The organism is Mesorhizobium sp. M0590 (genome assembly GCF_040320905.1).
Classification (GTDB): domain Bacteria; phylum Pseudomonadota; class Alphaproteobacteria; order Rhizobiales; family Rhizobiaceae; genus Mesorhizobium.
The window spans coordinates 25,229-49,669 of sequence record NZ_JAMYQN010000010.1 but is presented as its reverse complement, the minus strand read 5'-3'; the positions used below and the strand labels follow the sequence as shown (position 1 = coordinate 49,669).

At 61.7% G+C, this 24,441-nt stretch carries 21 protein-coding genes and 1 pseudogene; 8 read left to right on the top strand and 14 right to left on the bottom strand.

The window, feature by feature from the left end:
• Positions 1-37 precede the first annotated feature (37 nt).
• The 3 genes from NKI52_RS17910 to NKI52_RS17900 all read right to left on the bottom strand — a co-directional run bounded on the left by NKI52_RS17910 (position 38) and on the right by NKI52_RS17900 (position 3,917).
• Positions 38-172, bottom strand: coding sequence for a hypothetical protein (locus NKI52_RS17910; RefSeq protein ID WP_352577845.1), 135 nt, complete (start codon positions 170-172; stop codon positions 38-40).
• 368 nt (positions 173-540) lie between these two features.
• Positions 541-2,520: a bifunctional 2',3'-cyclic-nucleotide 2'-phosphodiesterase/3'-nucleotidase gene (locus tag NKI52_RS17905; protein WP_352636696.1), complete on the bottom strand. Its 1,980-nt coding sequence runs from the start codon at positions 2,518-2,520 to the stop codon at positions 541-543.
• Positions 2,521-2,651: 131 nt separating this feature from the next.
• Positions 2,652-3,917 (bottom strand): NAD(P)/FAD-dependent oxidoreductase, encoded by a 1,266-nt coding sequence (locus tag NKI52_RS17900; protein WP_352698827.1) that lies wholly within the window; start codon positions 3,915-3,917, stop codon positions 2,652-2,654.
• A gap of 180 nt (positions 3,918-4,097) precedes the next feature.
• Here NKI52_RS17900 and NKI52_RS17895 point away from each other — a divergent pair, with 180 nt between their 5' ends.
• Positions 4,098-4,754, top strand: coding sequence for a 5-formyltetrahydrofolate cyclo-ligase (locus NKI52_RS17895; protein ID WP_352457505.1), 657 nt, complete (start codon positions 4,098-4,100; stop codon positions 4,752-4,754).
• A 13-nt stretch (positions 4,755-4,767) separates the two neighbouring features.
• Here NKI52_RS17895 and NKI52_RS17890 read toward each other — a convergent pair whose 3' ends face one another.
• Positions 4,768-5,241, bottom strand: coding sequence for an Lrp/AsnC family transcriptional regulator (locus tag NKI52_RS17890; protein ID WP_023675099.1), 474 nt, complete (start codon positions 5,239-5,241; stop codon positions 4,768-4,770).
• A 157-nt stretch (positions 5,242-5,398) separates the two neighbouring features.
• Between NKI52_RS17890 and ald the strand changes: the two genes are divergently transcribed.
• Positions 5,399-6,514, top strand: a complete 1,116-nt coding sequence (gene ald, locus NKI52_RS17885) for an alanine dehydrogenase (RefSeq protein WP_352698825.1) — start codon at positions 5,399-5,401, stop codon at positions 6,512-6,514.
• A 248-nt stretch (positions 6,515-6,762) separates the two neighbouring features.
• Here ald and NKI52_RS17880 read toward each other — a convergent pair whose 3' ends face one another.
• The 6 genes from NKI52_RS17880 to NKI52_RS17855 form a co-directional block, all read right to left on the bottom strand.
• Positions 6,763-7,230: a DUF1203 domain-containing protein gene (locus tag NKI52_RS17880; protein WP_352457506.1), complete on the bottom strand. Its 468-nt coding sequence runs from the start codon at positions 7,228-7,230 to the stop codon at positions 6,763-6,765.
• 77 nt (positions 7,231-7,307) lie between these two features.
• Complete coding sequence (gene dapB, locus NKI52_RS17875) at positions 7,308-8,114, bottom strand: 4-hydroxy-tetrahydrodipicolinate reductase (RefSeq protein WP_352448952.1); 807 nt, start codon at positions 8,112-8,114, stop codon at positions 7,308-7,310.
• A 150-nt stretch (positions 8,115-8,264) separates the two neighbouring features.
• Positions 8,265-8,828, bottom strand: a complete 564-nt coding sequence (locus NKI52_RS17870) for a GNAT family N-acetyltransferase (protein ID WP_352448953.1) — start codon at positions 8,826-8,828, stop codon at positions 8,265-8,267.
• 5 nt (positions 8,829-8,833) lie between these two features.
• The gene (gene sseA, locus NKI52_RS17865) at positions 8,834-9,685 is read right to left on the bottom strand and encodes a 3-mercaptopyruvate sulfurtransferase (RefSeq protein WP_352698822.1); all 852 of its coding nucleotides are present in this window, start codon (positions 9,683-9,685) and stop codon (positions 8,834-8,836) included.
• A 35-nt stretch (positions 9,686-9,720) separates the two neighbouring features.
• Entirely contained in the window at positions 9,721-10,464 is a 744-nt protein-coding gene (locus tag NKI52_RS17860; RefSeq protein ID WP_023675105.1) for an alanyl-tRNA editing protein, read from the bottom strand.
• Complete coding sequence (locus NKI52_RS17855) at positions 10,464-11,498, bottom strand: cysteine synthase A (protein ID WP_352698820.1); 1,035 nt, start codon at positions 11,496-11,498, stop codon at positions 10,464-10,466. Before NKI52_RS17855 ends, NKI52_RS17860 begins: the two co-directional genes overlap by 1 nt.
• 215 nt (positions 11,499-11,713) lie before the next feature.
• On the opposite strand from NKI52_RS17855, the gene NKI52_RS17850 reads away from it, so the two are divergent.
• Positions 11,714-12,535, top strand: coding sequence for an SDR family oxidoreductase (locus NKI52_RS17850; protein ID WP_352457508.1), 822 nt, complete (start codon positions 11,714-11,716; stop codon positions 12,533-12,535).
• Between the two features lie 25 nt (positions 12,536-12,560).
• Positions 12,561-12,716 (top strand): annotated as a pseudogene (locus tag NKI52_RS17845) (alpha/beta hydrolase); the annotation flags it as partial.
• A 102-nt stretch (positions 12,717-12,818) separates the two neighbouring features.
• Here the strand turns inward: NKI52_RS17845 and NKI52_RS17840 are convergent.
• The gene (locus NKI52_RS17840) at positions 12,819-14,237 is read right to left on the bottom strand and encodes a DEAD/DEAH box helicase (protein WP_352698818.1); all 1,419 of its coding nucleotides are present in this window, start codon (positions 14,235-14,237) and stop codon (positions 12,819-12,821) included.
• Positions 14,238-14,625: 388 nt separating this feature from the next.
• Here NKI52_RS17840 and NKI52_RS17835 point away from each other — a divergent pair, with 388 nt between their 5' ends.
• Complete coding sequence (locus tag NKI52_RS17835) at positions 14,626-16,158, top strand: acyl-CoA carboxylase subunit beta (protein ID WP_352691955.1); 1,533 nt, start codon at positions 14,626-14,628, stop codon at positions 16,156-16,158.
• A 7-nt stretch (positions 16,159-16,165) separates the two neighbouring features.
• Entirely contained in the window at positions 16,166-17,236 is a 1,071-nt protein-coding gene (locus NKI52_RS17830) for a M48 family metallopeptidase (protein WP_352698816.1), read from the top strand.
• A gap of 44 nt (positions 17,237-17,280) precedes the next feature.
• Here NKI52_RS17830 and NKI52_RS17825 read toward each other — a convergent pair whose 3' ends face one another.
• Together NKI52_RS17825 and NKI52_RS17820 are read right to left on the bottom strand one after the other, a co-directional pair.
• The gene (locus NKI52_RS17825; RefSeq protein WP_352698814.1) at positions 17,281-19,284 is read right to left on the bottom strand and encodes a hypothetical protein; all 2,004 of its coding nucleotides are present in this window, start codon (positions 19,282-19,284) and stop codon (positions 17,281-17,283) included.
• Positions 19,281-20,810, bottom strand: a complete 1,530-nt coding sequence (locus NKI52_RS17820) for an NAD(P)H-hydrate dehydratase (protein WP_352698812.1) — start codon at positions 20,808-20,810, stop codon at positions 19,281-19,283. The genes NKI52_RS17825 and NKI52_RS17820 overlap by 4 nt, the downstream gene beginning before the upstream one ends.
• A 357-nt stretch (positions 20,811-21,167) precedes the next feature.
• On the opposite strand from NKI52_RS17820, the gene NKI52_RS17815 reads away from it, so the two are divergent.
• Both NKI52_RS17815 and glnA read left to right on the top strand, forming a co-directional pair.
• Positions 21,168-21,506 (top strand): P-II family nitrogen regulator, encoded by a 339-nt coding sequence (locus tag NKI52_RS17815; protein ID WP_019857988.1) that lies wholly within the window; start codon positions 21,168-21,170, stop codon positions 21,504-21,506.
• A 54-nt stretch (positions 21,507-21,560) separates the two neighbouring features.
• Positions 21,561-22,970 (top strand): type I glutamate--ammonia ligase, encoded by a 1,410-nt coding sequence (gene glnA, locus NKI52_RS17810; RefSeq protein ID WP_023675115.1) that lies wholly within the window; start codon positions 21,561-21,563, stop codon positions 22,968-22,970.
• A 114-nt stretch (positions 22,971-23,084) separates the two neighbouring features.
• Here the strand turns inward: glnA and NKI52_RS17805 are convergent, their stop codons facing one another.
• Positions 23,085-24,125 (bottom strand): glutamine synthetase beta-grasp domain-containing protein, encoded by a 1,041-nt coding sequence (locus NKI52_RS17805; RefSeq protein ID WP_023675116.1) that lies wholly within the window; start codon positions 24,123-24,125, stop codon positions 23,085-23,087.
• Positions 24,126-24,441: the final 316 nt, after the last annotated feature.

Below are 24,441 nucleotides of genomic sequence, written 5' to 3'. Positions count from 1 at the left end.
GGATGTCGCGTCGGCGAACCGTGGCGAAAAAGAGAAACTACACCATGCTGGTTACATAGTGCACGACGCGGGTCACCTCCCTGATGATCCTGTCGAGGTAGCGGCCTTGGTTGTAAATGCCGTCCCAGATCAGGAAAAAGGTGACGGTCGTGATGATGATGACATAACGCATGGCTAAAACTAGCGCATATGGATGCTTGCAACCATAGTGATTCCGGCCCTGCTGGGACCCTCCCCGAATTTTAACGGCCTTTGGTCTGTCCGCTGCGATGCTTGCTGGCCAGAATGGCGCTACCGCTGCAGGGCGCCTTGGAAAGATAACCCCGCTCGGCTTCGACGACCGCTTCCCGCCTCGATCGACCAACTGCCACACGATTATTCCGGTGGGATTTCGACGGACACGCTGGATCTGGTCATGCCGCCGTCAAGCGGCGTTTCGCACCACCTGCTTGAAGAGGCCCCCTGTCTCAAACGGATTGGCCGTATCGGGACAGTATCTTAACGCTGAGACAGTTTCGAGCCGACGCTCAAATCCTTGCCTCAAAGCGTGATGCGGTACTTGGAAAACCCCGCTTCGCCCTCGCCCGCCGGCTCGATCGTCAGCGACTTCACTTGCGCAATAAACTCTCTCGCCTTGGCGCCGGTCTCGAACACGACGCTGGTTCCCGGTAGTGGCGCAAACGACCAGTTGGCATCCGCCGACAGGTTGATGGTGCCTTCGCTGACGATATAGCGCACGATCACGTCGCGGTTGGTGTCGGGCGCTTCGTAGATGATCTTCGAGGCATTGATCTCCGGGAAATTGCCGCCGCCGCCGGCTCGGTAGTTGTTGGTGGCGACGACGAATTTCCGCTTGGGACCAATTGGTTTGGCGTCGAACATCAAGTCAATGATGCGGGTCGAGCCAGCATTCACCAGCCCGCCCTTCGAATCATATTTCGGTGGCTGCGACAGGTCGATCCGGTAGGTGACGCCGTCGATCACGTCGAAATTATAAGACGGGAAGTCGGTGTTGATGAGCGCCTGGTCGGCTTTGCCCGGTTCGATCCGGTTGAAGATGCCGGCCGACATTTCCAGCCATTCCTTCACCTCTGCCCCGGTGATTTCGACGGCGCGCACCGTGTTTGGATAGAGGTAGAGGTCGGCGACGTTCTTGATGGCGATATCGCCCACCGGTACGTCGGTGTAATAGTCGGCGCCGTTGCGCCCGCCCGCCTTGAACGGTGCCGCCGCCGACAACAGCGGCATATCCTTCCACTCTGTGTTCTTCAGGATGTCCTTCAAGTACCAGGTCTGCGCCTGGCTGACGATCTGCACCGATGGATCGTCGGCGACCAGCGCAAAATAGGAATAGAGCGGCGCCGAGGTTTTGCCGACCGGCCGGCGCACATAGGCAAGCGTCGCCTCGTGGTCCTGTTTGAGCGCGTCGACGATGCGCTGGTCGTCCGCGACGGTCGGCTTGTTCGTCTTGTCGACCCGCTCAAAGATCGGCCTGGCCTCAGAGGTCGTCGAAACGATTTTCCACGTCGATCCGTCGCGCTCCAGCAACAGATCGATCAGCCCCATGTGCGAGCCCCAGAAGCCGGCCATGACGGCGGGCTTGCCTTGCAACGTGCCTTTCGCCGTATCGACGGCGTCCAGCGACTGAAAGTCCTTCTTGCCGGGGAAGACCAGATGCTGGTGGCCGGTGAACACCGCATCGATACCTTCGACACCGGCAACGAAGAAGGAGGCATTCTCCATCATGTCGCTTTGCTTCACATCGATGCCGGAATGGGAGAGCGCAATGACGATGTCGGCGCCTTCTTCCTTCATTTGCGGCACCCACGCCTTGGCCGCCTCGACGATGTCGCGCGTCTTGACGCTGCCCTCGAGATTTTTCAGGTCCCAGACCATGATCTGCGGCGGCACGAAGCCGATGATGCCGATCCTGATCGGTTGCTCGGCGCCCGACCCGTCTTTGATGTTCCTGTCGAGGATGACGTAAGGCTTGAGATAAAGCTTGTCGTCGCGCGGGTTCGCGGCGAGCTCCGTGCCGCGGATCAGGTTCGCGCAGACAAACGGGAAATTGGCACCGGCCAGCACCTTGTCCATGAACGACAGGCCATAGTTGAACTCGTGGTTGCCGAGCGTCGAGCATTCGTAGCCGAGCAGGTTCATGCCCTTCATGACCGGATGCAGATCGCCATCCTTCATCCCCCTCTCGTAGGCGATGTAGTCGCCCATCGGGTTGCCTTGCAGAAGGTCGCCATTATCGATCAGCATCGCGTTGGTTGCTTCCTTGCGCACGGCTTCAATCAACGATGCCGTTCGCGACAGCCCCATCGTGTCGTTAGCTTTGTCGGCGTAGTAGTCGTAAGGCAGCACATTCACGTGGATGTCGGTCGTCTCCATAATCCTCAGATGCGCCTGATTGGCTTGAGCCCGGGCGGAGAACGGGTGCAGCATGATCAGCGCTCCGCTGGCGGCAACGCCGGCGAGGAAATCGCGGCGTGAGACGAGGTGGCGCAATTGGGACATTCGTTCTCTCTTCCTTCCACGACGTGACAAGTCCTGCCCGAAGCAAAGCTTCGCGCCGAAATCCAGCCGAGTCCAGAAGCCGATTCCATCAAGAGGAGGTGACGCGCCGATGAATGTCCGGCAGCGAACAATCAGCCCTTATCGTCGTCGCCCTGGGTGATCAGCCGCGCGCTGCGCTGACCGGTGAAGTAGATCCATAGCCAACTCAGGGAAACCGCAAGCCGGTTACGAAAGCCGATCAGGAAGTAAATATGCGCCAAGCCCCATAGCCACCAGGCAAGCCGGCCGGTAAGCTTGATCCAGCCGAAATCGATGGCCGCCGCGCGCTTGCCGATCGTCGCCAAATCGCCGTCATGCCTGTAGCTGAAAGGACGCGGTGTCGCGTCACCGGCAAGCCTTGCCTTGATCGCCGTGGCGACGTGCCGTCCCTGCTGCTTGGCGGCGGGCGCGACGCCCGGCACCAGCCGGCCATCCGGTCGCAGGACGTGCGCTACGTCACCGATGACGAAAATCTCCGGGTTTCCCGGTACAGTGAGGTCGGGCTCGACAAGCACCCTGCCCGCGCGGTCCGCTGCCGCGCCGAGCCATTCGGCGGCCGGCGAAGCGGCGACGCCCGCCGCCCACAGGATTGTCCTAGCCGGCAAATGCCTGTCGCCGAAGACGACACCCTCGGCATCGCAGCGCGTAACCGCCCGGCCGAGTTCGACGGTCACGCCGAGCCGTTCGAGCGCCTTCATTGCATAATCGGAGAGTTCCGGCGCGAAATTGGCAAGAACGCGGTCGCCGGCCTCAATCAGCGCCACACGCGTCTGCCGCGTGTCGATGTTGCGGAACTCGCCGCGCAGCGTGTCATGCGCCAGTTCGGCAATGGTGCCGGCCAATTCCACGCCGGTCGGCCCGCCGCCGACGATCGCCAGCGTCAGCAGTGCCTGGCGCTTGGCGGGATCGGTTTCCCGCTCGGCCTGCTCGAAAGCCAAAAGAATACGCCGTCGAATGGTGGTGGCGTCCTCCAGTGTCTTCAGGCCCGGCGCGAACGGCTCCCATTCGTCATGGCCGAAATAGGCGTGCCGCGCACCGGTGGCCAGCACCAGCGTGTCGTAGGCGACCGTGCCGCCGTCCTGCAGCAGCACCCGCTTGCCGGTGCGGTCGATGCCAGTCACGGTGGCAAGCAGCGTCGTCACGTCCTTGCGCCTGCGCAGGAGATGGCGGATCGGCCAAGCCACTTCGGAGGTGGCCAGGGCCGTCGTCGCCACCTGGTAGAGCAGCGGCTGAAAAAGGTGATGATTGCGCCTGTCGATCATGGTGATGCGCACCGGCGCGCCGGCAAGTGCGCGGGTGAATTCGAGGCCGCCGAAACCGGCGCCTACGACGACGACGTGATGGTTGGCTATGTTCATCTCACTCATCCCTCTCGCCAAGGCTGATGTAAGTATCGTTGTGCAGTGCAGCAATGCCTGCGCTGCAACTGCCTGGGACTCGTCTCTTGATGTCGTGAATACGCATGCTGCAGACTCATTCCCGGATATAGCTTACGTCCCAGATACGACTTGGTTGGAATAGTACATTGCAGGTGAAGCATGGCTAGGAATGAAGATGAAGACCCAGCGCAGTACGCCTCGCCGCCTTGTTTTATGCACGAGCTCGATCCGGAGTTCCAAGCGCCGCTATCCGACTGGACCGACGTAAGGCGCTGGCGCAAGGCCGAGCGCGAGCGGTTGATCGTATCCCGCCTTGCCGTTTCGGCCGACACGCGCACAGCCATGTCGCAGCGCATTGCCGAAGGGCTCGACGCGGTGATCGGCGACATCGCCGGCCGCATGGTCAGCCTCTATTGGCCGTTTCGCGGCGAGCCGGACCTGCGCCCGTGGATGGAAACCGTTAACGCGCGGGGCGGGCGCACGGCGATGCCCGTCGTCGTCGAGAAAGACCGGCCGCTTGTCTTTCGCGCCTATGCCCACGGAGACCGGCTGGAGAAGGGCGTCTGGAATATCCCGATACCGGCCGAGGGTGATCCGGTGTTGCCCGACATCGTCATTTCGCCGATCGTCGGCATCGATCCCGGGCAGTTTCGCCTGGGTTATGGCGGCGGCTTCTTCGATCGCACGCTTGCCGCGATGCCCTTCAAACCGCTGGTCATCGGCGTCGGCTACGAACTGCAGCGCATCGTCACCATCTACCCGCAGCCGCACGACATTCCGATGGACCGTGTGGTGACCGAGGCAGTCAACACCTAGGCGAGTTCGGGGCCTAGGCGAGTTCAGGTTTCATTCCCACGGCCGTGCGATCGACGATTTCGCGCAAGGCAAAAGACGAATTGATCTTCGTCACATGCGGCATTGCCGACAGCCACTCCTTGTGGATGCGTTCGTAGTCGACGAGATCCTTTGCTGCGATGCGCAGGATGTAGTCATATTCGCCCGACATCAAATGGCAGGACAGGACGTTCGGGCAGCGCTTTATCGCTGCCTCGAAATCCGACAACGTCTTCTCGAATTGCCCGGACAGCGATATATGCACGATCGCCGTCATCTGGTGCCCAAGTGCAGCGTTGGACAGCCGTGCGTGATAGCCGCGGATGGTTCCGGACTTCTCCAGATTGTCCAGCCGCCGCGAACAGGCCGACTGCGACAGGCCAACCTTCTCGGCGAGCGCTGCGTTGGGTATCCGCCCGTCTTTCTGCAACGTCTCGAGAATGGCGATATCAATCCTGTCGAGCGGCATTTTTGCGGGTTCCTGCGAGAATTCTAATGTTTTGCGCAACGATTATCGAACAGTGGCCTCTCTGGCAAGCGCATTCGCAAACACTTACCGAACGATTCGTGGTTCACTATCTCTAGACAGGGAACAGGTCCTAAAAGGGCCGGATCAGGAGAAAAAGATGCGCGTCGGTTGCCCCCGGGAAATCAAGAACCATGAATACCGCGTCGGCCTGACACCGGGTTCGGTCCGTGAATATGTCGCGCATGGCCATGAAGTGCTGATCGAGACCGGCGCCGGCGCCGGCATCGGCGCCGATGACAACGCGTATCGCGCCGCCGGCGCCACGATTGCCAAAACGGCCGCCGACGTTTTTGCCAAGTCTGACATGATCGTGAAGGTCAAGGAGCCGCAGCCCAACGAATGGGTTCAGCTCCGCGACGGCCAGATCCTCTATACCTATCTGCATCTTGCTCCGGATCCGGAGCAGACCAAGGGTCTGCTGGCCTCCGGCGTGACCGCAATAGCTTACGAGACCGTCACCGACGAGCGCGGCGGCCTGCCGCTGCTAGCACCGATGTCGGAAGTCGCCGGCCGCCTGTCGATCCAGGCGGGGGCAATGGCGCTGCAAAAGGCCAATGGTGGCCGCGGCGTGCTACTTGGCGGCGTGCCCGGCGTGCTCCCCGGCAAGGTCACTGTGCTCGGCGGCGGCGTCGTCGGCCTGCATGCTGCACGGATGGCCGCCGGCCTTGGCGCCGACGTCACCATCATTGACCGCTCGATCCCGCGCCTGCGTCAGCTCGACGACATCTTTGGCGGCCGCGTCCACACCCGCTACTCGACCGTCGAGGCGCTGGAGGAAGAATGTTTTTCGGCTGACATCGTCGTCGGCGCCGTGCTGATCCCGGGGGCAGCAGCGCCAAAGCTGGTGACGCGCGAAATGCTGTCGGGCATGAAGAAAGGCGCCGTGCTGGTCGACGTCGCCATCGACCAGGGCGGCTGCTTCGAGACCTCGCACGCCACCACCCATGCCGAGCCGACCTATGAGGTCGATGGCGTCATCCACTATTGCGTCGCCAACATGCCGGGTGCGGTGCCGGTCACCTCGGCCCACGCGCTCAATAATGCGACGCTGCATTATGGCCTGCAGCTCGCCGACAAGGGCCTCAAGGCGCTGGTAGACGACCACCATCTGCGCAACGGGCTGAACGTCCACAAGGGCAAGATCACGAATCGCGCAGTGGCCGAAGCGCTCGGTTACGACCTGGTCGAGCCGAAGGCCGTTCTCGCCGCCTGAGCTGTCCGAATCTGCCTCTCCAGTGCCCGTCGGATTCGTCCGACGGGTTTTTTCTTATGTCGAAAAACTGAAAAGTGTCGGGCGCGCGGAATAACCGGACAACAAAAAAGCGGAGCCAAAGCCCCGCTTCCTCGGTTGTCGAAAATTCCCGCCGGTTCATCCGCGGTCGGCAAATCGATCGACAGTGTGTTTCTACCGCTTGTATGCGACGGGAGTACGACAGCCCCAAGCCGGTGCAGCCTGTCCGGTTACGCGCGGTCGATCCGGCACTGATAGCAATTGTTGCGCGCCGAGCGGATGTGGACGTAAGCGATGTCGTCGCGTTCGAACAACGTCTCTGCCCGTGCGGCAATTGCGTCGGTCGGAATGACGCCGCCGCTGCCGTAAACGATGCGGTCGTCCTTGCCATAACCACGCACAATGTAATCGCTGCTTTCGAGCATTTCGGGAAGCATTTTCCCCTCGGCGGCGCGTTCGCATTCTTTCGCATGCAGAAAGATCGGCCCCGTTTCGGCATAAGGCTGCAGCTCCGGAAAAGGCCGATAGGCCAAAACAAGATAGGCTTCTCCCACAGCAATATTTTTCAAGCAATGACGGCAAGGCACGCCGTCGCCATCCGAAATTTGCCGCTCTGGCTTCAAGCCATAAGCATCCGGCCCGCCGCGCTGAAGTGCCCGGACAGCATTGGTTGGCAAGGCTTTGAATTTTAGCGTCATGGCAAAATCTCCGGTGTCGTCGACCGGAAATTATGCTCGCAAGACAGAGCTTCCCACCCGATTCCTGCCGAAATGGATCAATCCATCAGCGCGTCGAGACCACGAACCAGACCTTTGATCTGCTGTACCCGTCTGATGGCGAGCAGCGTGCCCGCCACGTAAGGCGCCGCGGACGAGCCGGCGTCGTGGCGTATGGTCAGCCGCTCGTCTGGCAGACCGAACAGCGCCTCGCAGGACAGGATGTAGGACGGCAGGCGAAGCGCGTGCACTTGCACCCCCTCGCCTGCGCCGACCGCACCACCGCGTGTGGCCGGCACGCCGGAGACCTCGGAGACCGGCTTTGCCGTTGAGGCCTTGCGGATGTCGGCCAGCGCTTCAGCAAGCTCTCGTGCGGTTCCGGAGGGCGCGTCGGGCTTCTTTGCACTAGCATAATCGATGACCTCGACATCCGGCACGTATTTTGCCGCCATAAGTGCAAACCGCTTCATCAGCGTGGCGGTGATGGAAAAGTTGCCAGCGGCAACAACGCCGACGCCATTGGCCCGCGCCGCGGCGTCGATCTCGGCATAGTCGGCAGCTCCCAGTCCCGACGTGCCGATCACCGTGTGCCGTCCGTTGTCGATGGCGAGCAGCACATGGTCTTTCACGACATGCGGCTTGGTGAAGTCGACCAGCACGTCCGACGGCGCCTCCAGCGCCTCGGCCAGCGAGGCCGAAACGGCAATACCATTAGCCGGCATACCAACCAGCAGACCGGAATCCTGCCCCGCGCCGCTGCGTGATACAGCCCCGGCCAGCGCCATGTCGCCTTGCGCCCCGATCGCCGGAACCAGCGCTTTGCCGACCCAGCCGGTCGCGCCGGCCATTACCACGCGTATTGCCATCGTGCGATCCTCCATCACCCATCGATTTTTAGACGATAGCGATATGGAAAGAGCCAAGCTCATTCAAGTCGGGCTCGCCTTTGAGTGTTGATCCAGAGACTCTGGGACATTGCAAAGACAAGCTGAAGCTCGGATGAACGGGCCTGAAAATCAGGGCCGCATGACGCTGGCCGCGCGCTCGGCAAAAGACATCGGATGTACGACCTCCTTTTTTTGCGCCACTGGCGTAAAGCCGAGTTTTTGATACAGCGGCAGTGCTGCTGGGTGATCGAGGGTGCAGGTCTGCACCGTCACCCGCTTTGGCCCGTGCGACCAGGCTGCGGCGATTGCCGCACCGAGGAACCAGCGGCCGATGCCTTGCCCGGTCGCGTGCTCCATCATTCCGAAATAAGCGAGTTCCACTTCCTCCGGCAAATGCGGCTTGAGGTCGAAGAAGCCGGCCGGCGCACCATCCAGATAAAGCACCCTGATGTCGCGGTCCTCGCGGTGGATGCCCGCCGCAAGCTCCTCGTCGCTCAGCCTCAAAACATTGACCCAGTGCCATTTGCGGCCGACCCGATCCATCAAATAGCGGTAGAAATGCAGGGGAATGTCTTTGGTCTTGAGCAGCGCGATCTGGCGGTTGTACGGCAGCGGCGGCGAATAGGCAGGCGGCACATGCATTTCGAGAAACGTCACGGTGACATCGATGTCTTCCAGCGATCCGTCTTCCATCACCGTCAGTCCTTGCCCGTCACGACAGGCGTGTCGGAAAGCCCGCCCCATTCGGTCCATGAACCGTCATAAAGCCTGTTGTCGGCATGGCCAAGCGTCTCCAAAGCTAGCGTGACGGCTGCCGCGGTGACGCCCGACCCGCAGGAGGTGACGACCGGCTTCGACAGGTCGATGCCGGCTCCTTCGATCACTTTGCGCAGCCTGTCCTTCGGCAACAATTCGCCGTTTTCCGAAAGCGCCGAAAACGGCACGTTGTGCGCGCCCGGCATATGGCCGGAGCGGATGCCGGGGCGCGGCTCCGGCTCGGTGCCGGCAAAACGGGCAGGCGAGCGCGCGTCGGCGATCTGGCTCTCCCCCGTCTCGACGATCCGGCGCATGTCGGCAAGGCTGGCGACGCGGGCGGCATCGAAGTTGGCATAAAACACGCAAGGCGCGATCTTCGTCGGCTCCGCCGTCACCGGCCGTCCGGCGGCTTTCCAACGATCGAAGCCGCCGTCGAGTATATAGACCTGGAACACGCCCATGACGCGAAACAACCACCAGGCGCGCGGTGCAGAAAAGAACCCTGGCCCGTCATAGACAACAATCGTGTCATCGGCCGAAATACCCATCGCGCCGACATATTGCGCGAAATGCTGCGGCGACGGCAGCGTGTGCGGCAGAGCCGCGTCGGGGTCCGAAACCGCATCCTGGTCGAGGAAGCGGGCACCTGGAATATGCGCTACGTCGTACTCGGCGCGCGCGTCACGCTTTTGCGCCGGCAGATACCAGGACGCGTCGACAATCGTCAGGCCGGGTTCGCCGAGCCGCTTCTGTAACCAATCGGCATCGATGGTGAAAGGACTGTCGTCGGCCATCTTTTCTCTCCTGTCCCGTCCGTCGCATCCCTATATCAGGCTGGCGGCATAGGACCAAAGCGAATGCGGAAGCGCCGGTTCTCGCGGCCCTTCTTCTCGATCTTGCCGATATGGATCTCGCCGATTTCGCTGGTGCTCTTTACATGGGTGCCGCCGCAAGGCTGGCTGTCGATCGAAGCGTTCTCGCCGATGCAGACCAATCGGATCCTTCCCGTGCCGGCCGGGGGCCGCACATTCTTGGATTTCACCAGGCCCGGATTGGATGCCAGTTCCTCGTCGGATATGAGCCGGGTGAAGATCGGGTGGTCGGCTCGCACCAGCTCCATCAGTCTGGCCGTCACATCTTCCTTGGTAAAGCCGGCGTCCGGGATGTCGAAATCGATACGGCTGTCGTCCTCGGAAACCGCGGCGCCGGTGATCGGGAACGGACAGACGACGGTAAGCAGGTGGCAGGCAGAATGCATGCGCATCAACAACTGCCGCCGCGGCCAGTCGATGGCGAGCCTCATGCGCTCGCCCACCTTTGGAACTGCCTGCTCCGGCGCCGGCACATGGATGATCTCGTCCTTGGTTTCGCCGGTGATCGTAGCGGCAATCGCTATGCCGGTGCCGTCGGCGCGTTCGAGGCTGCCGGTGTCGCCCGGCTGCCCGCCCGATGTGGCGTAAAACACCGTCCGGTCCAGAATGATGCCGCCGCGATCATTGACTGCGACAACGGTGGCGTCGGCCGTCCCCAGATAGGCGTCGTCACGAAACAGCGCTTCGGTCTTGTGCGCCATCACGCAATCCTTTCGAACGGTACCGAAATCGTGCTCTGTTGCTCCATCCACCCCGGCACCGGCAGCTTCTTTTCGCGCAGGAATTCAGGATTGAACAGCTTCGACTGGTAGCGCGTGCCGTAGTCGCAAAGCATGGTCACGATGGTGTGGCCGGGGCCTAGCTCGCGCGCCAGGCGAATGGCGCCGGCAATGTTGATGCCCGTCGAACCGCCAACGCAAAGCCCCTCCTCCTGGATCAGGTCGAATACGATCGGCAGCGCGTCCTCGTCGGGGATCTGGAAGGCAAAATCGGGTGTAAAGCCTTGGAGGTTGGCGGTGATCCGCCCCTGCCCGATGCCTTCGGTGATCGAACTGCCCTCGGATCTCAGCTCGCCGCTGGTGTAGAAGGAATAGAGCGCTGCCCCCAGCGGATCGGCCAGCGCGATCTTGACCTGGTTGTTTTTGGCCTTCAGCCCGAAACCGACGCCTGCCAGAGTGCCGCCGGAACCGACCGCCGACACGAAACCATCCACCTTGCCGTCGGTCTGGTTCCAGATTTCTTCGGCCGTGGTGCGGATATGGCCGTCACGGTTGGCGACATTATCGAACTGGTTGGCCCAGATCGCGCCGTTCGGCTCGCTCTTCGCCATCTGCTCGGCCAGCCGGCCCGACAGCTTCACGTAGTTGTTCGGGTTCTTGTAAGGCACGGCGGGCACTTCGATCAGCTCGGCGCCGAGCAGTTTGATTGTATCCTTCTTCTCCTGGCTCTGGGTGTCGGGAATGACGATCACCGTGCGGTAGCCGAGCGCCTTGGCAACCAGTGTCAATCCGATGCCGGTATTTCCGGCCGTCCCCTCGACGATGACGCCGCCGGGCCGCAGCAGCCCACGCTGCTCCGCATCGCGGATGATGAACAGGCCGGCGCGGTCCTTTACCGACTGCCCGGGATTCATGAATTCGGCCTTGCCCAGGATCTCGCAGCCGGTTGCTTCCGAGGCCTTGTTGAGGCGGATCAGGGGCGTGTTGCCGATCACGTCGATCACAGAACGGGGCATGGAGATTCCTTTGTGGGTGCGGCGAAACCCTAGAAACCCGAAGCTTCGGTTTCAAGGCAAGAATTTGCCTGGTCCAGTCGCATTTCGCACACTGCAATTCCTGCAGCCAGGAGCGCCCGACCGGTATTCATTTCAACCATGTACCGAAAAGCACTCTTTTCATTCGATTTCTTCACCGGTAGAGCACAGGCTAAGAAGAGCCGGCGGGGCGCAACATGACACTCTATCGGGCCAATCCGAAGCATGGCGTCGCCTGGATTACGGGCGGCAGCAGCGGTATCGGCCGTTCGCTGGCCAAGGATCTTGCCGCTCGGGGCTATGTCGTCGCGGTGACTGCGCCAGATGACCATCCGATCGATACGCTCATCGTCGAAACGGCGCAGATGGCGGGCCGTGTCGCAGCCTATCCTTGCGACGTGACCGACGAAAAACGCATGGCGAAGACGGTTGCAGCGATCGAGAAAGATCTCGGTCCGATCGTGTTGGCAGTGTTCAACGCTGGAAGCTATATCGCAACGCCGGGCGAGGATCTTGTGGCGCGCAATTTCCGTCGGTCTTTCGAAGTCAATTATTTTGGCATCATCAATGGCCTGCTGCCGGTCATCGAACGCATGCGCGTGCGCTCGCGCGGCCATGTCGTGCTGATCGGTTCGGTCACCGCCTATTTCGGCTGGCCCACCACCGCCGCCTATGGCGGCACCAAGGCGGCAGTCAATATCCTGGCCGAGTCGCTGAAATACGATTTCGACAAGATGAACGTCCGCATCCAGGTGATTAATCCGGGCTTTGTCGACACGCGGCTGACCGAAAAGAACTTCCTGCCGATGCCGGGCTTGATGCCGGTCAATCTGGCCTCGCGCCGCATCGCGCAAGGCATCGAATACGGCGGCTTCGAAGTCACTTTCCCACGCCGCCTGAGTTGGACGCTGAAGCTGCTCAGGATGCTGCCGAGGCCGTTCTGCCGATGGGTGATCAGCACGGTCACCCGGTGGAATGCGCGGCCGCTGAATTTCGACCGCAAGCCGCCAGTCGAGTAGGATCGGTGATGGGCGAGCGATCGTACTTGCGGGTCGCTGGGGCGCCGCACATGAATTGATGCCGGTCGACGATACCGGCGACCCGGACAACCACGTCATTGCCGGCGACGCGCTGTCGCCATCGACCACGACTTTCCTCGCGCAGCGGATCGTCGTGTGGATCGAGGCGGTGGTAAAGTGAACCAAAGGCCCCCAAGCAAGAGGGCGACCGAAGCATCGCTCCGGTCGCCCTCTTCAATCGTGTGTGACCAAGCCAGGCTTGGCCGACCGCAACACGGTCAGATTATGCGGCCCGCGCTGCTGGCCGCTTGCCGCCGAAGCGGCGCTTGTTATTGCCCTTGAAGGGCTTGGCGCCTTCCGGCTTGCGCTCGCCCGCAAAGGCCGGCTTGTCGCCGAACCGCTTCTTGCCGAAGCCATTGTTTGCGCCGCCGGGCCGCCTGCCGTCGCGACGGCCATTGCGGTCGTTGCGATCATTGGCCGGTTCGAAGCTGCGCTCGTTCTTCTCGGCGGGATTGCGCTGCGGATCGGGGCTGCCGAGATGGTCGGCAACGATCGGCAGCTTGGTGCGGATGATGCGCTCGACCTGACGCAGCTTGCTGTTTTCAGACGGGTCGCAGAGTGTGATGGCGATGCCGTCCATGCCGTTGCGGCCGGTGCGGCCGATGCGGTGGACATAGCTCTCCGCCTCGTCCGGCAGGTCGAAATTCACCACATGGCTGATGCCGGGCACGTCGATGCCGCGTGCCGCAATGTCGGTCGCCACGAGAATGCGCACCGAACCCTCACGGAAATCGTTGAGTGCCTTCTGACGGGCATTCTGCGACTTGTTGCCGTGGATGACGGCGGCCTTGAAGCCGTCGCGCTCGAGATCCTTGGTCACCCTGTCGGCGCCATGCTTGGTGCGCGAGAAGATGATGACGGACTTCATCGCCTCATCGGCAAGCATGTTGGCCAGCACCTGGCGCTTCTGCTTGGTGCGGGCAAAGACGACACCCTGCACGATCTCGGCTGCCGCGGTGCTGTGAGGAGCGACTTCGACGCGGATCGGGTTCTTCAGCAGGCCTTTCGCCAGTTCGGCGATCTCGGCCGGCATAGTCGCCGAGAACAGCACCGTCTGACGGTCCGGCGCCGTCGCCTTGGCGATGCGCTTCACGTCGTTGATGAAGCCCATGTCGAGCATGCGGTCGCCTTCGTCGAGCACCAGCCATTTGGTGTCGGCAAGCATCAGGTCGCCTTCACGCACAAGGTCGGTCAGCCGACCGGGCGTTGCGATCAGGATGTCGACGCCGGGCGCAACCTTCTTCACCTGGCTGAAGCGCGAGACGCCGCCCAGCACGAGCGCGGTCGATACATGCGCGCCCTTGGCGAGCAGCTTGATCATCTCCTCGATCTGCACCGCGAGTTCACGTGTCGGCGCCAGGATCAGCGCGCGGGCCGTCTTCGGCCGGCGCTTGGTGCCAAGTGCGATGATCTTCGACAGGATCGGCAGCGCGAACGCCGCCGTCTTGCCCGAGCCGGTCTGGGCGATGCCGAAAATGTCGCGGCCTTCGAGCTGCGGCGGGATCGCCTGGGCCTGGATCGGCTTCGGATCGGTAAAGCCGGCGGCATTGGTGGCCTTGAGCAGTGCGCCGGTAATTCCAAGTGCGGCGAAACCGTTCAGTTCCCCAGTGTCCTTACCGGTCAAAGTGTTTTCATTGGTCAAAATATTCTTCTTTCATGCGGCTCCTGGCCGCAAACATCAATGGGCGGCAGGGCGCAACCTGCCGTCGAAAATTGTCATGAAACGACAAGGCGGGCGGACATTATCGTCCGCACGGCTGCGCTGTCGTGCCCGCAGGCATCATGCCACGGGGCTTTTTCGCCACCTTGCCGATCTGTCGGGAAGAGGGAAAACAGACGCAACCAGTCTCATTCGTCGAGAAGGCCGGATTATCCCGGCCCAAGCGCCTATGCCGCCGCATATGGCCCAGTTCCCATCGAAATGCAAGGGGCCCGATGCTGCAGCGCAGCAAAAGCCATGAGGAAGCGGCGCTTGCGCTCTCTCGCGGGCATGATTACCACAATGCAGCTTTCCGTTTCGGGGACCGGTCATGAAGGACGTGCTGAAGGAACTCGAGCGCCGCCGCGAGATCGCCCGCATGGGCGGCGGCCAGGCCCGCATCGACGCCCAGCACAAGAAGGGCAAGCTGACCGCCCGCGAACGCATAGACGTCTTTCTCGACGAGGGCTCGTTCGAGGAGTTCGACATGTATGTCGAGCACCGCTCGACCGATTTCGGCATGGAGAAAACCAAGATCGCCGGCGACGGCGTCGTTACCGGCTGGGGCACCGTCAACGGTCGCCCGGTCTATCTTTTCGCCAAGGATTTCACCGTGTTCGGCGGCTCGCTGTCCGAGGCGCATGCCGAAAAGGTGGTCAAGGTCCAGGAGATGGCGCTGCGCAATCGCGCGCCGATCATCGGCCTTTACGACGCCGGCGGCGCCCGCATCCAGGAAGGCGTGGCGGCGCTCGGCGGCTATGCCGAGATCTTCCAGCGCAATGTACTGGCCTCTGGCGTCATCCCGCAGATTTCACTGATCATGGGCCCCTGCGCCGGCGGCGATGTCTATTCGCCGGCGATGACTGACTTCATCTTCATGGTTCGCGAAACCTCCTACATGTTCGTCACCGGGCCGGATGTGGTGAAGACCGTCACCAACGAGACGGTCACCGCCGAAAGCCTCGGCGGCGCTTCTATCCACACGACGAAGTCCTCGATCGCCGACGGAGCCTACGACAATGACGTCGAGGCGCTGCTGCAGATGCGCCGGCTGGTCGATCTGCTGCCCGCTTCCAACACGGCGGAAATTCCCGAGATCGAATGCTACCAGTCGGTCACCGATCACGATCTGTCGCTCGACAGGCTGATCCCCGACAATGCCAACAAACCCTACGACATCAAAGAGTTGATCCTTAAAGTTGCCGACGAGGGTGACTTCTTCGAGATCCAGCAGAATTTTGCGAAAAACATCGTCACCGGCTTCGGCCGTATCGAGGGCCGCACCGTCGGCTTCGTCGCCAACCAGCCGATGGTGCTGGCCGGCGTGCTCGATTCGGATGCCAGCCGCAAGGCGGCTCGTTTCGTGCGATTCTGCGACTGCTTCTCGATCCCGATCGTCACCTTCGTCGACGTGCCGGGCTTACTGCCCGGCACCGCGCAGGAATATGGTGGGTTGATCAAGCACGGCGCCAAGCTTCTGTTCGCCTATGCCGAAGCGACCGTGCCAAAGATCACCGTCATCACCAGAAAGGCCTATGGCGGCGCCTATGACGTGATGGCCTCGAAGCATCTGCGCGGCGACATGAACTATGCCTGGCCGACGGCGCAGATCGCGGTGATGGGCGCCAGGGGCGCGGTCGAGATCATCTACCGCAAGGACATCGGCGACGCGGAAAAGATCGCGGCACATACAAAAGCTTACGAGGATCGCTTCCTGTCCCCCTTCGTTGCCGCCGAGCGCGGCTATGTCGACGAGGTGATCATGCCGCATTCGACCCGCCGGCGCATTGCACGTGCGCTCAGGATGCTGCGTAACAAGGACATGCAGAACCCCTGGAAGAAACACGACAATATTCCGCTGTGAGGGGTTGATGTCGCGCCTGGTCCTCTATGTAGGAGCGCGTTTCGGCAGGTTTGCCATCCTGCTCTTCGCCCTGCCGCTGTTTTGCCCAATACTCCTGTGGTTCTGGTTCCTCGATTGCTATCCGCTCGCTGTCATCGCGACTGGCGTTGTTGCGATCCCGGCCGCGATGCTGGCCATCGTTCTGTTGATCGGGACATTGTTCGCCGGTTTTCGACGCAGCAAGGTGGACGGGATTACTCGGGAATCAGCCCCGAAATTGTGGGCCGTCTGGGAGAGTATTGCCGGCAAACACCGCGCCAGCCGCACGAGCATCATCCTGAGCGACGATCTCAACGCTAGCATCGGTGAAGAGCGGCCGTTTCTGGGCCTGCTTGGTCGCAGGGCAATTCTCACCGTGGGCCTGCCGCTGCTCGCAGCGACCGACCAAAAGGGGTTTGCGGCGATCTTGGCCCATGAGGACGCCCATCTGAAAAATAAAGATACAAATGGCGGGCTCAACCTGGCCGAACTCGAAAAGAGCTTCGATCTAATCTTCGACTTCGCCCCACCGGGAAAAACCGTTTCAGGCAGCCTGTTCTACTGGATGCTTGGCCCGCTGTCGCGCACGCTGGAGCGCGAAGAAATACGGTTGTCGCGGCGGGCGGAAATTGACGCAGATCGTCATGCAGCGATGTCCGGCGATGCACATGAAACGGCGCGCGCCCTGCTGCTGATCGGTGCTGCCAGTACGTTCTTCGATGACCAAGTGTATATTCCGCTTAAACGTGAACTGCTTGGCACCATGGTACCGCCTCGTCCACCACTTGAAAGAGTTCTGGCGGCCGCCAGTCACCTGTCGAGGCTTCCCATCCTGCAAGAATATGCGCAAAAGGCCTGGGACGCGCCAGATAACGAAAGCGCGGATCATCCGCCCTGGTCCGAACGTTTGACTGCTCTTGGATTTAGCTCGGCTCCAGAGATAGAACCAGTTCTGGTTTCCGCCTTGTCGAGCCTGCTGAGCGATGAGATCGTCGCCGAACATGTCCGGCATTTCGACGGCGAATGGACATCGAAGATCGCCGACTATCTCGATCGATAGCTATCCACCTGAAACTATAGCGGCTAATGCCCAGTCGGCGCAGGCTATTCCGCTTCCGCCGCGCCGAATCCGGCTCCCATCGTCGCGCGGACGGCGCCCGACCATGGCGTGGCGTGATTGTCGATGCGCATCTGGAAGATAAAATAGGTCGGCGAGCAGAAGCCGATGCCTTTCACCTTGCCGAGGCCGGGCGTATCGGGCGGCAGCGACTGGCACATGTAATCCTCGCGGCAGAAATGGTCGGCCGAACAGGCGGGACGATTACCGCGATTGACAGCGCCGCCGAGGCACTGGTCGAAATTATTGGTCGCCACGCAGGTGTCGAATTTCTTGCCGCCGACGAGCCCGCAGATCTCGTTGGGCATCGGCTTGCCCGTCTTGAAGGCGGCAAAGCTGCGATCCCGGTCGTCGCAGCCGCGATAGGCGATACCCGCCGGCACACCGATCTTCGGCGGTCGGCAGGTGTAGGCGGCGCGCGAAATGCTTGGCGCGAACGCCGCGAACTGACCGGTGATGGTATAGCGGTCATTGAAAGGCTGTGCCGGGTTGCTGGCGATCGAGCCGGTCAGGCACGGATGGCCGGAGAACATCTCTTCGCTGTGCTTGGGCAACAGGCATTGCGCCAGCTTGGTGCGTACGCCGGACGCGGTTGCCAGCTGCGTGCAGACGGTGCCGGCGCCGCATTGCCATGTTGCGCCGAAGCGGGCCGCATCCTGTGGCATCAGGCACGGCATCGCCATCTCGGCCGGCGAATAGGCGATTTCGCCGGCATCGTTCCAGGTCGCCGGCGGCGCGAACGATAACGGGCGAAAGCGGTTCGGTTCCTTGCCGTCGGCAGTCGCGCGCAGCCAGGCGACGCGGCGCGGGATGTCGGCGTGGAGATGCGGGGAGATGCCGACCTCGATGCGGTTGAGCGGCGAGGTCGTCTTGTCGTCCAGGCCGATGAAATGGAAGCCGGCGGTCGAGCCCGCCTGATGGCAGCCCTGGCAGGCGCCGTTGTCCAGCCGCTCGACCAGTGCCTCCGGCGTGCGCACCAGCTTCAGCGCAGAGAAATCGACACCAGCGAAATCCGCGGACTGGAACAGTGGCGTGAACAGGTGGTTGGCCTGCCTCGCACTGCCGAAGGTCGACCACGAAATGACCTTCCTTGCCAAGAATTCATCGGGGATTTGGTAGACGCCGAGATCGACCGCCGCGACACTGGTGCGGACATAGTCCGCAAGTCTTGCTTTCAGCGCGACGTCTTCGGCAAGGCGTGCCGCATCGGGCGTGTTTTCCAGCGGCTTTTCGCTGGCAGCCACGCCATCGATGCCGAAAATTCGCATGAGATAGGCAGCCTGCCCGCCGAATTCGGTCTCCTGGCCGGAGGGGAAGCGCACCACTTGCGCATTGAGCTCGAGCTGCTTGAAGGTGAGCGCCGCCCTGTCCAGCGGCCCACCGATCAGCCAGCCGGCATCGACGTTCTCGTCGAGCTGTGGTGCCCAGCGCCCGGCGACGCCGACACAACCGCCATCGGCATCCGGCGCGGCATTGTAGACGGCACTGAAATTGAACGGCAGGCGCGAGCCCAGAACCTTGCCGTTTTTCTTGAAACTATAGGATAAGCGATAGACGAAGCGCACTTCGCCGCAACTCGTATCGCCTTGCAGCGCGGCGAAGTCGCGCCGGTCGAGCCGGTTGACTACGCCGACGAGGCGGAAGCGCGCGGCATCGGTCCTCAGCCAGCGCATGTCCATGACGCGGCCAACATTGCCGTCGGTCACCTCGTAGAGCGGCCGACCGCCGGCCTTCATCTCGGCCCGCAATGCTGCGACGTCGCTTGCAATCGTTTCGACGATCGCGTGATAGGCCGGCGCCTTGTCGTAAAGCGTCTTCAAATCGCCCTTGCCATCGACGCCTAAAATGCCGGCGAACCCGTAACCGTTGCTGTCGAGAGCGGCGAGAACGGCCGGGTCGTCGACGATCGTCAGCGGAGTTTCGGCGTTCGCAGCCTGCGCCATGAATACGGCGCTGACGATCGCAACGAGCAGCGTGAACATGCGGTTCATTCGGCAGCTATCCCGCGACTTTCGATAAGCTCGCGCAGGACCGGCACCAGCGCCAGCGGCAGGTCCTCGGCGATCAGCCCCGGCCCGAAACGGCTGCCGGCCTCGGCATGGATCCAGACTGCCGCACAGGCCGCTTCAAAGGCCGGCATGCCCTGCGCCAGCAGCGCGGCGATGATACCCGACAGCACGTCGCCCGAACCGGCGGTGGCCAGCCAAGGCGCGCCATTGCCGTTGATCGCTGCCCGGCCATCGGGGGCCGCAATCACAGTGTCGGCACCCTTGTAGACGAGAGTGGCGTTGGCCCGTTCGGCTGCGGCGCGTGCCTTGGCGAGTTTGGACAGGTCCTTGTCCTCGGCGATATCTGAAAAAAGCCTGGCGAATTCGCCGTCATGCGGCGTCATCACCAGAGCCGGCGCGCTCGGCCGGCTGGCGGCTTCGAACAGGGCATCCGGCGCGTCGCGAAACGAGGTGACGCCGTCGGCGTCGAGCACCAAGCCCTCAATCCCGCCGCCCTGCCCATGGGCGCCATTCAGCACGGCCAGGGCGAATTCGCGCGTCTTCTCACCAATGCCAAATCCCGGGCCGAGCACGAAGGCCGATGGCCGGCGGCTGCCGACGAATTCGTCCACATCCGCGACAGTGTCTAGCTTGCGCAGCATGATCGAGGTCAGATGCGCCGCGTTCACATGGATGGCGTTCGCCGGCGACAGCAAGGTGACGGCCCCTGCCCCGCTCCTGGCCGCGGCAAGCGCCGACAGCCGCGCAGCACCCGTCGCCGACGGCCCGCCGGAAAAGACGCCGACATGGCCGCGTTTATACTTATGGGCGTCGACGGCCGGAACCGGAAAGCGGCCAAGCCAGAGCGCCGGAATGTTCTCGAATGTTCGTGGTTCAAGCTGCGCAACAACACTGTCGCTTATGCCGATATCAGCGAGCACGATTTCGCCGCACAGCTCGCGCCCCGGCAACAAAAGATGGCCTGGCTTTTTTCGCGCAAAGGTCACGGTGATTCGGGCGTGGAAAGCCTGACCGAGGACATTGCCGCTCTCACCGGAGACGCCCGACGGCAGGTCGACCGCGACGACCGGCGAATTCAACTCCGCCACATTGTCGATCGCCTTGGCGGGGTCGCCGGATAGCGGCTTGGACAGCCCCGCCCCGTAAAGCGCATCGACCACGATCGAGCCCGTCTCGGCAACGAAATCCGACAGCGGCCGAGCTTCAACCGGACACTCCGAGGCAGCGACTGCTGCATCGCTGCCTCCTTTAGGCGATCCGGACGCCCATACCGAAACGTCGACGGCGCTCTCCCGAAGGATGCGCGCCACGACATAGCCGTCGCCGCCATTGTTGCCGGGGCCGCAAAGCACGTGGACGCGCGTTGCGTTCGGGTAGCGCTTGAGTACTACGGCAGCAACCGCAGCACCGGCATTGCGCATCAGGCCGATGCCGTCGAATGGACCAGCGGCAATCGCCAGCCGGTCGGCCTCGGCTATGTCGGACGGAGACAGAAGCTCATTGCTCATGCGGGCGACATGCACATCATTTCCCCAAGCATTGTCCAGTTTTTGATCCGACGCAAACAACGAAGGTCCCCAAGCAATTTGGCGGCGTACATCGTTCGGGACGACGGCGCGCAGCTGCCCATGAAATACCCGATCTGCCCAATTTTTGTGCGGACGGCAGGACCGGCGGTGTGTAGGCTCGCGGCATTCATGGCGCATCCAACGCTGCGAATGACGCGAATGTACATTCCCGCGTGGCATGGTATCCAAATCATGTGAGGCCGTTCGGCGCCCCATCAATTGGCACAGTTCGTGCTTGATTGAGGCGCAAGCGGGGCTCACAACCCGTCTTTTTTGGCAGTGGAGGCCACTTTTTACATGAAAAAGATCGAAGCGATCATCAAGCCGTTCAAGCTAGACGAAGTGAAGGAAGCGCTTCAGGAGGCCGGCCTGCAAGGTATCACCGTTACCGAGGCCAAAGGGTTTGGCCGCCAGAAGGGCCATACCGAGCTTTATCGCGGCGCCGAATATGTCGTCGACTTCCTGCCGAAGGTGAAAATCGAAGTCGTGCTCGGCGACGATGCGGTCGAAGCCGCGATCGAAGCCATCCGCAAGGCGGCCCAGACCGGCCGCATCGGCGACGGTAAGATCTTCGTCTCCAATATCGAGGAAGTGGTGCGCATTCGCACCGGCGAAACCGGCATGGACGCCGTCTGAATTTTCCCGTTAAAAGGCCATGTTCAAAACGTCATCACATAGGGAAGCAGGGACATGACGACAGCCAAAGACATCATGAAGCAGATCAAGGACAACGACGTTAAGTTCGTCGATCTGCGCTTCACCGATCCGAAGGGCAAACTGCAGCACGTTACGATGGATGTCGTCGAGGTCGAGGAAGACATGTTTGCCGATGGCGTCATGTTCGATGGTTCCTCGATCGCAGGCTGGAAGGCGATCAACGAGTCCGACATGGTGCTGATGCCGGATTCCGATACGGTGCATATGGACCCGTTCTTCGCGCAGTCGACCATGGTCATCCTGTGCGACATCCTCGATCCGATCTCCGGGGAGTCCTACAATCGCGACCCGCGCGGCACCGCTAAAAAAGCCGAGGCCTACATGAAGGCCGAAGGCATCGGCGACCAGATCTTCGTCGGTCCTGAAGCCGAGTTCTTCGTGTTCGACGACGTCAAGTACAAAGCCGATCCCTACAACACCGGCTTCAGGCTGGATTCGACCGAACTGCCGTCCAATGACGATACCGACTACGAGACCGGCAACCTCGGTCACCGGCCGCGCATCAAGGGCGGTTATTTCCCGGTGCCGCCGGTCGATTCGGCGCAGGACATGCGCTCGGAAATGCTCACCGTGCTCGCCGAGATGGGCGTGCGCGTCGAAAAGCACCACCACGAAGTGGCCGCCGCACAGCACGAGCTCGGCATCAAGTTCGACACGCTGGTCCGCAACGCCGACAAGATGCTGATCTACAAATATGTCGTGCACCAGGTCGCCAATGCGTATGGCAAGACGGCCACCTTCATGCCGAAGCCGGTGTTCGGCGACAATGGCTCGGGCATGCATGTCCACCAGTCGATCTGGAAGGAAGGAAAGCCGACTTTCGCCGGCAACGAATATGCCGGCCTGTCCGAGAGCTGCCTGTTCTACATCGGTGGCATCATCAAGCATGCGAAGGCGATCAACGCCTTCACCAACCCGCTGACCAACTCCTACAAGCGCCTGGTGCCGGGCTATGAAGCGCCGGTGCTGCTCGCCTATTCGGCACGCAACCGCTCGGCCTCGTGCCGCATTCCGTTCGGCTCGTCGCCGAAGGCCAAGCGCGTCGAGGTCCGCTTCCCCGATCCGGGCGCGAACCCCTATCTCGCCTTCGCCGCCATGCTGATGGCCGGCCTTGACGGCATCAAGAACAAGATCCACCCGGGACAGCCGATGGACAAGGATCTCTACGATCTGCCGCCGAAGGAATTGAAGAAAATCCCGACCGTCTGCGGCTCGCTGCGCGAGGCTTTGCAGAGCCTCGACAAGGACCGCGGCTTCCTGAAGGCCGGCGGCGTCTTCGACGACGACCAGATCGACAGCTACATCGAGCTTAAGATGGCCGAGGTGATGCGCTTCGAAATGACGCCGCATCCGGTCGAATACGATATGTACTATTCGGTCTGATCCAGATCGTTGCAGCCAACAAAAAAACCCCGGAGGAGACGCCGGGGTTTTTATTGCGATGCGATCAGAGAGAAAGTCACGGCGCAGACCTGAGGTCTACGCCGGGACGAATGCTCAAGCCGCGGCCGACACTTCGGCGCTGGTAGGGACGGAGGCGATCGTCTTCAATATCTGCGAGGCGATCTGGTAGGGGTCACCCTGCGAGTTCGGGCGGCGATCCTCGAGATAGCCCTTGTAGCCGTTATTGATAAAGGAATGCGGCACGCGGATCGAGGCGCCGCGGTCGGCGATGCCGTAGCTGAACCTGTTCCAGGGCGCGGTCTCGTGCTTGCCGGTCAAACGCTTGTCGTTGTCCGGCCCATAGACGGCGATGTGATCCATCAGGTTTTTGTCGAAGGCTGCCATCAGCGCCTCGAAATAGCCCTTGCCGCCGACTTCGCGCATATAGGCGGTCGAGAAGTTGGCATGCATGCCGGAGCCGTTCCAATCGGTGTCGCCGAGCGGCTTGCAGTGATATTCGATATCGATGCCGTACTTCTCGGTCAGGCGCTGCAACAAATAGCGCGCCATCCACATCTGGTCGGCGGCCTTCTTGGAGCCCTTGCCGAAGATCTGGAATTCCCACTGGCCTTTGGCCACCTCGGCGTTGATGCCTTCATGGTTGATGCCGGCGGCAAGGCAAAGGTCGAGATGCTCCTCGACGATCTGCCTGGCGACTGAGCCGACATTGCTGTAGCCGACGCCGGTATAGTACGGGCCTTGCGGCGCCGGATAGCCGCTCTCGGGGAAGCCGAGCGGGCGGCCGTCCTTGTAGAAGAAATACTCCTGCTCGAAGCCGAACCAGGCGCCCTCGTCGTCGAGGATGGTGGCGCGCTTATTGGAGGCATGCGGCGTCACGCCATCGGGCATCATGACCTCGCACATAACGAGCGCGCCATTGGTGCGGGCCGGATCCGGGTAGACGGCGACCGGCTTCAGAACGCAATCGGAGCTGTGGCCCTCGGCCTGCATGGTCGAAGAACCGTCGAAGCCCCACAGCGGAAGCTGGTCGAGCGTCGGAAACTCGGCATAGTCCTTGATCTGCGTCTTTCCGCGAAGATTGGGAACCGGGGTGTATCCATCGAGCCAAATGTACTCGAGCTTGTATTTCGTCATTCTAGCCTCTCGTTGCTTGATCACCGAACCCTGGATGGCGCCGGAGCAGGCCGGCCTATCCAGCAGCCGACCTGCCGGATTATCAAAAAGCAATTCGTGTGCCATTCTCGCCGGCGACGGGTGCGGCAAAGTGAGGTCGCATCGGCGCAAAATTGCCGGGCCGCTGCAAGGTGCGCTGGGATCACTCACAAGCATAGTTTGCATAAATAATGTGCAACTAGTGATCTTTTTATAATCATATTGCCTAATTCGATTGCTGAACCTATCTTGGGGAAAGGTTGAATCGGCTAGGTTCTGTCGAAGAAAGGAAACCGAC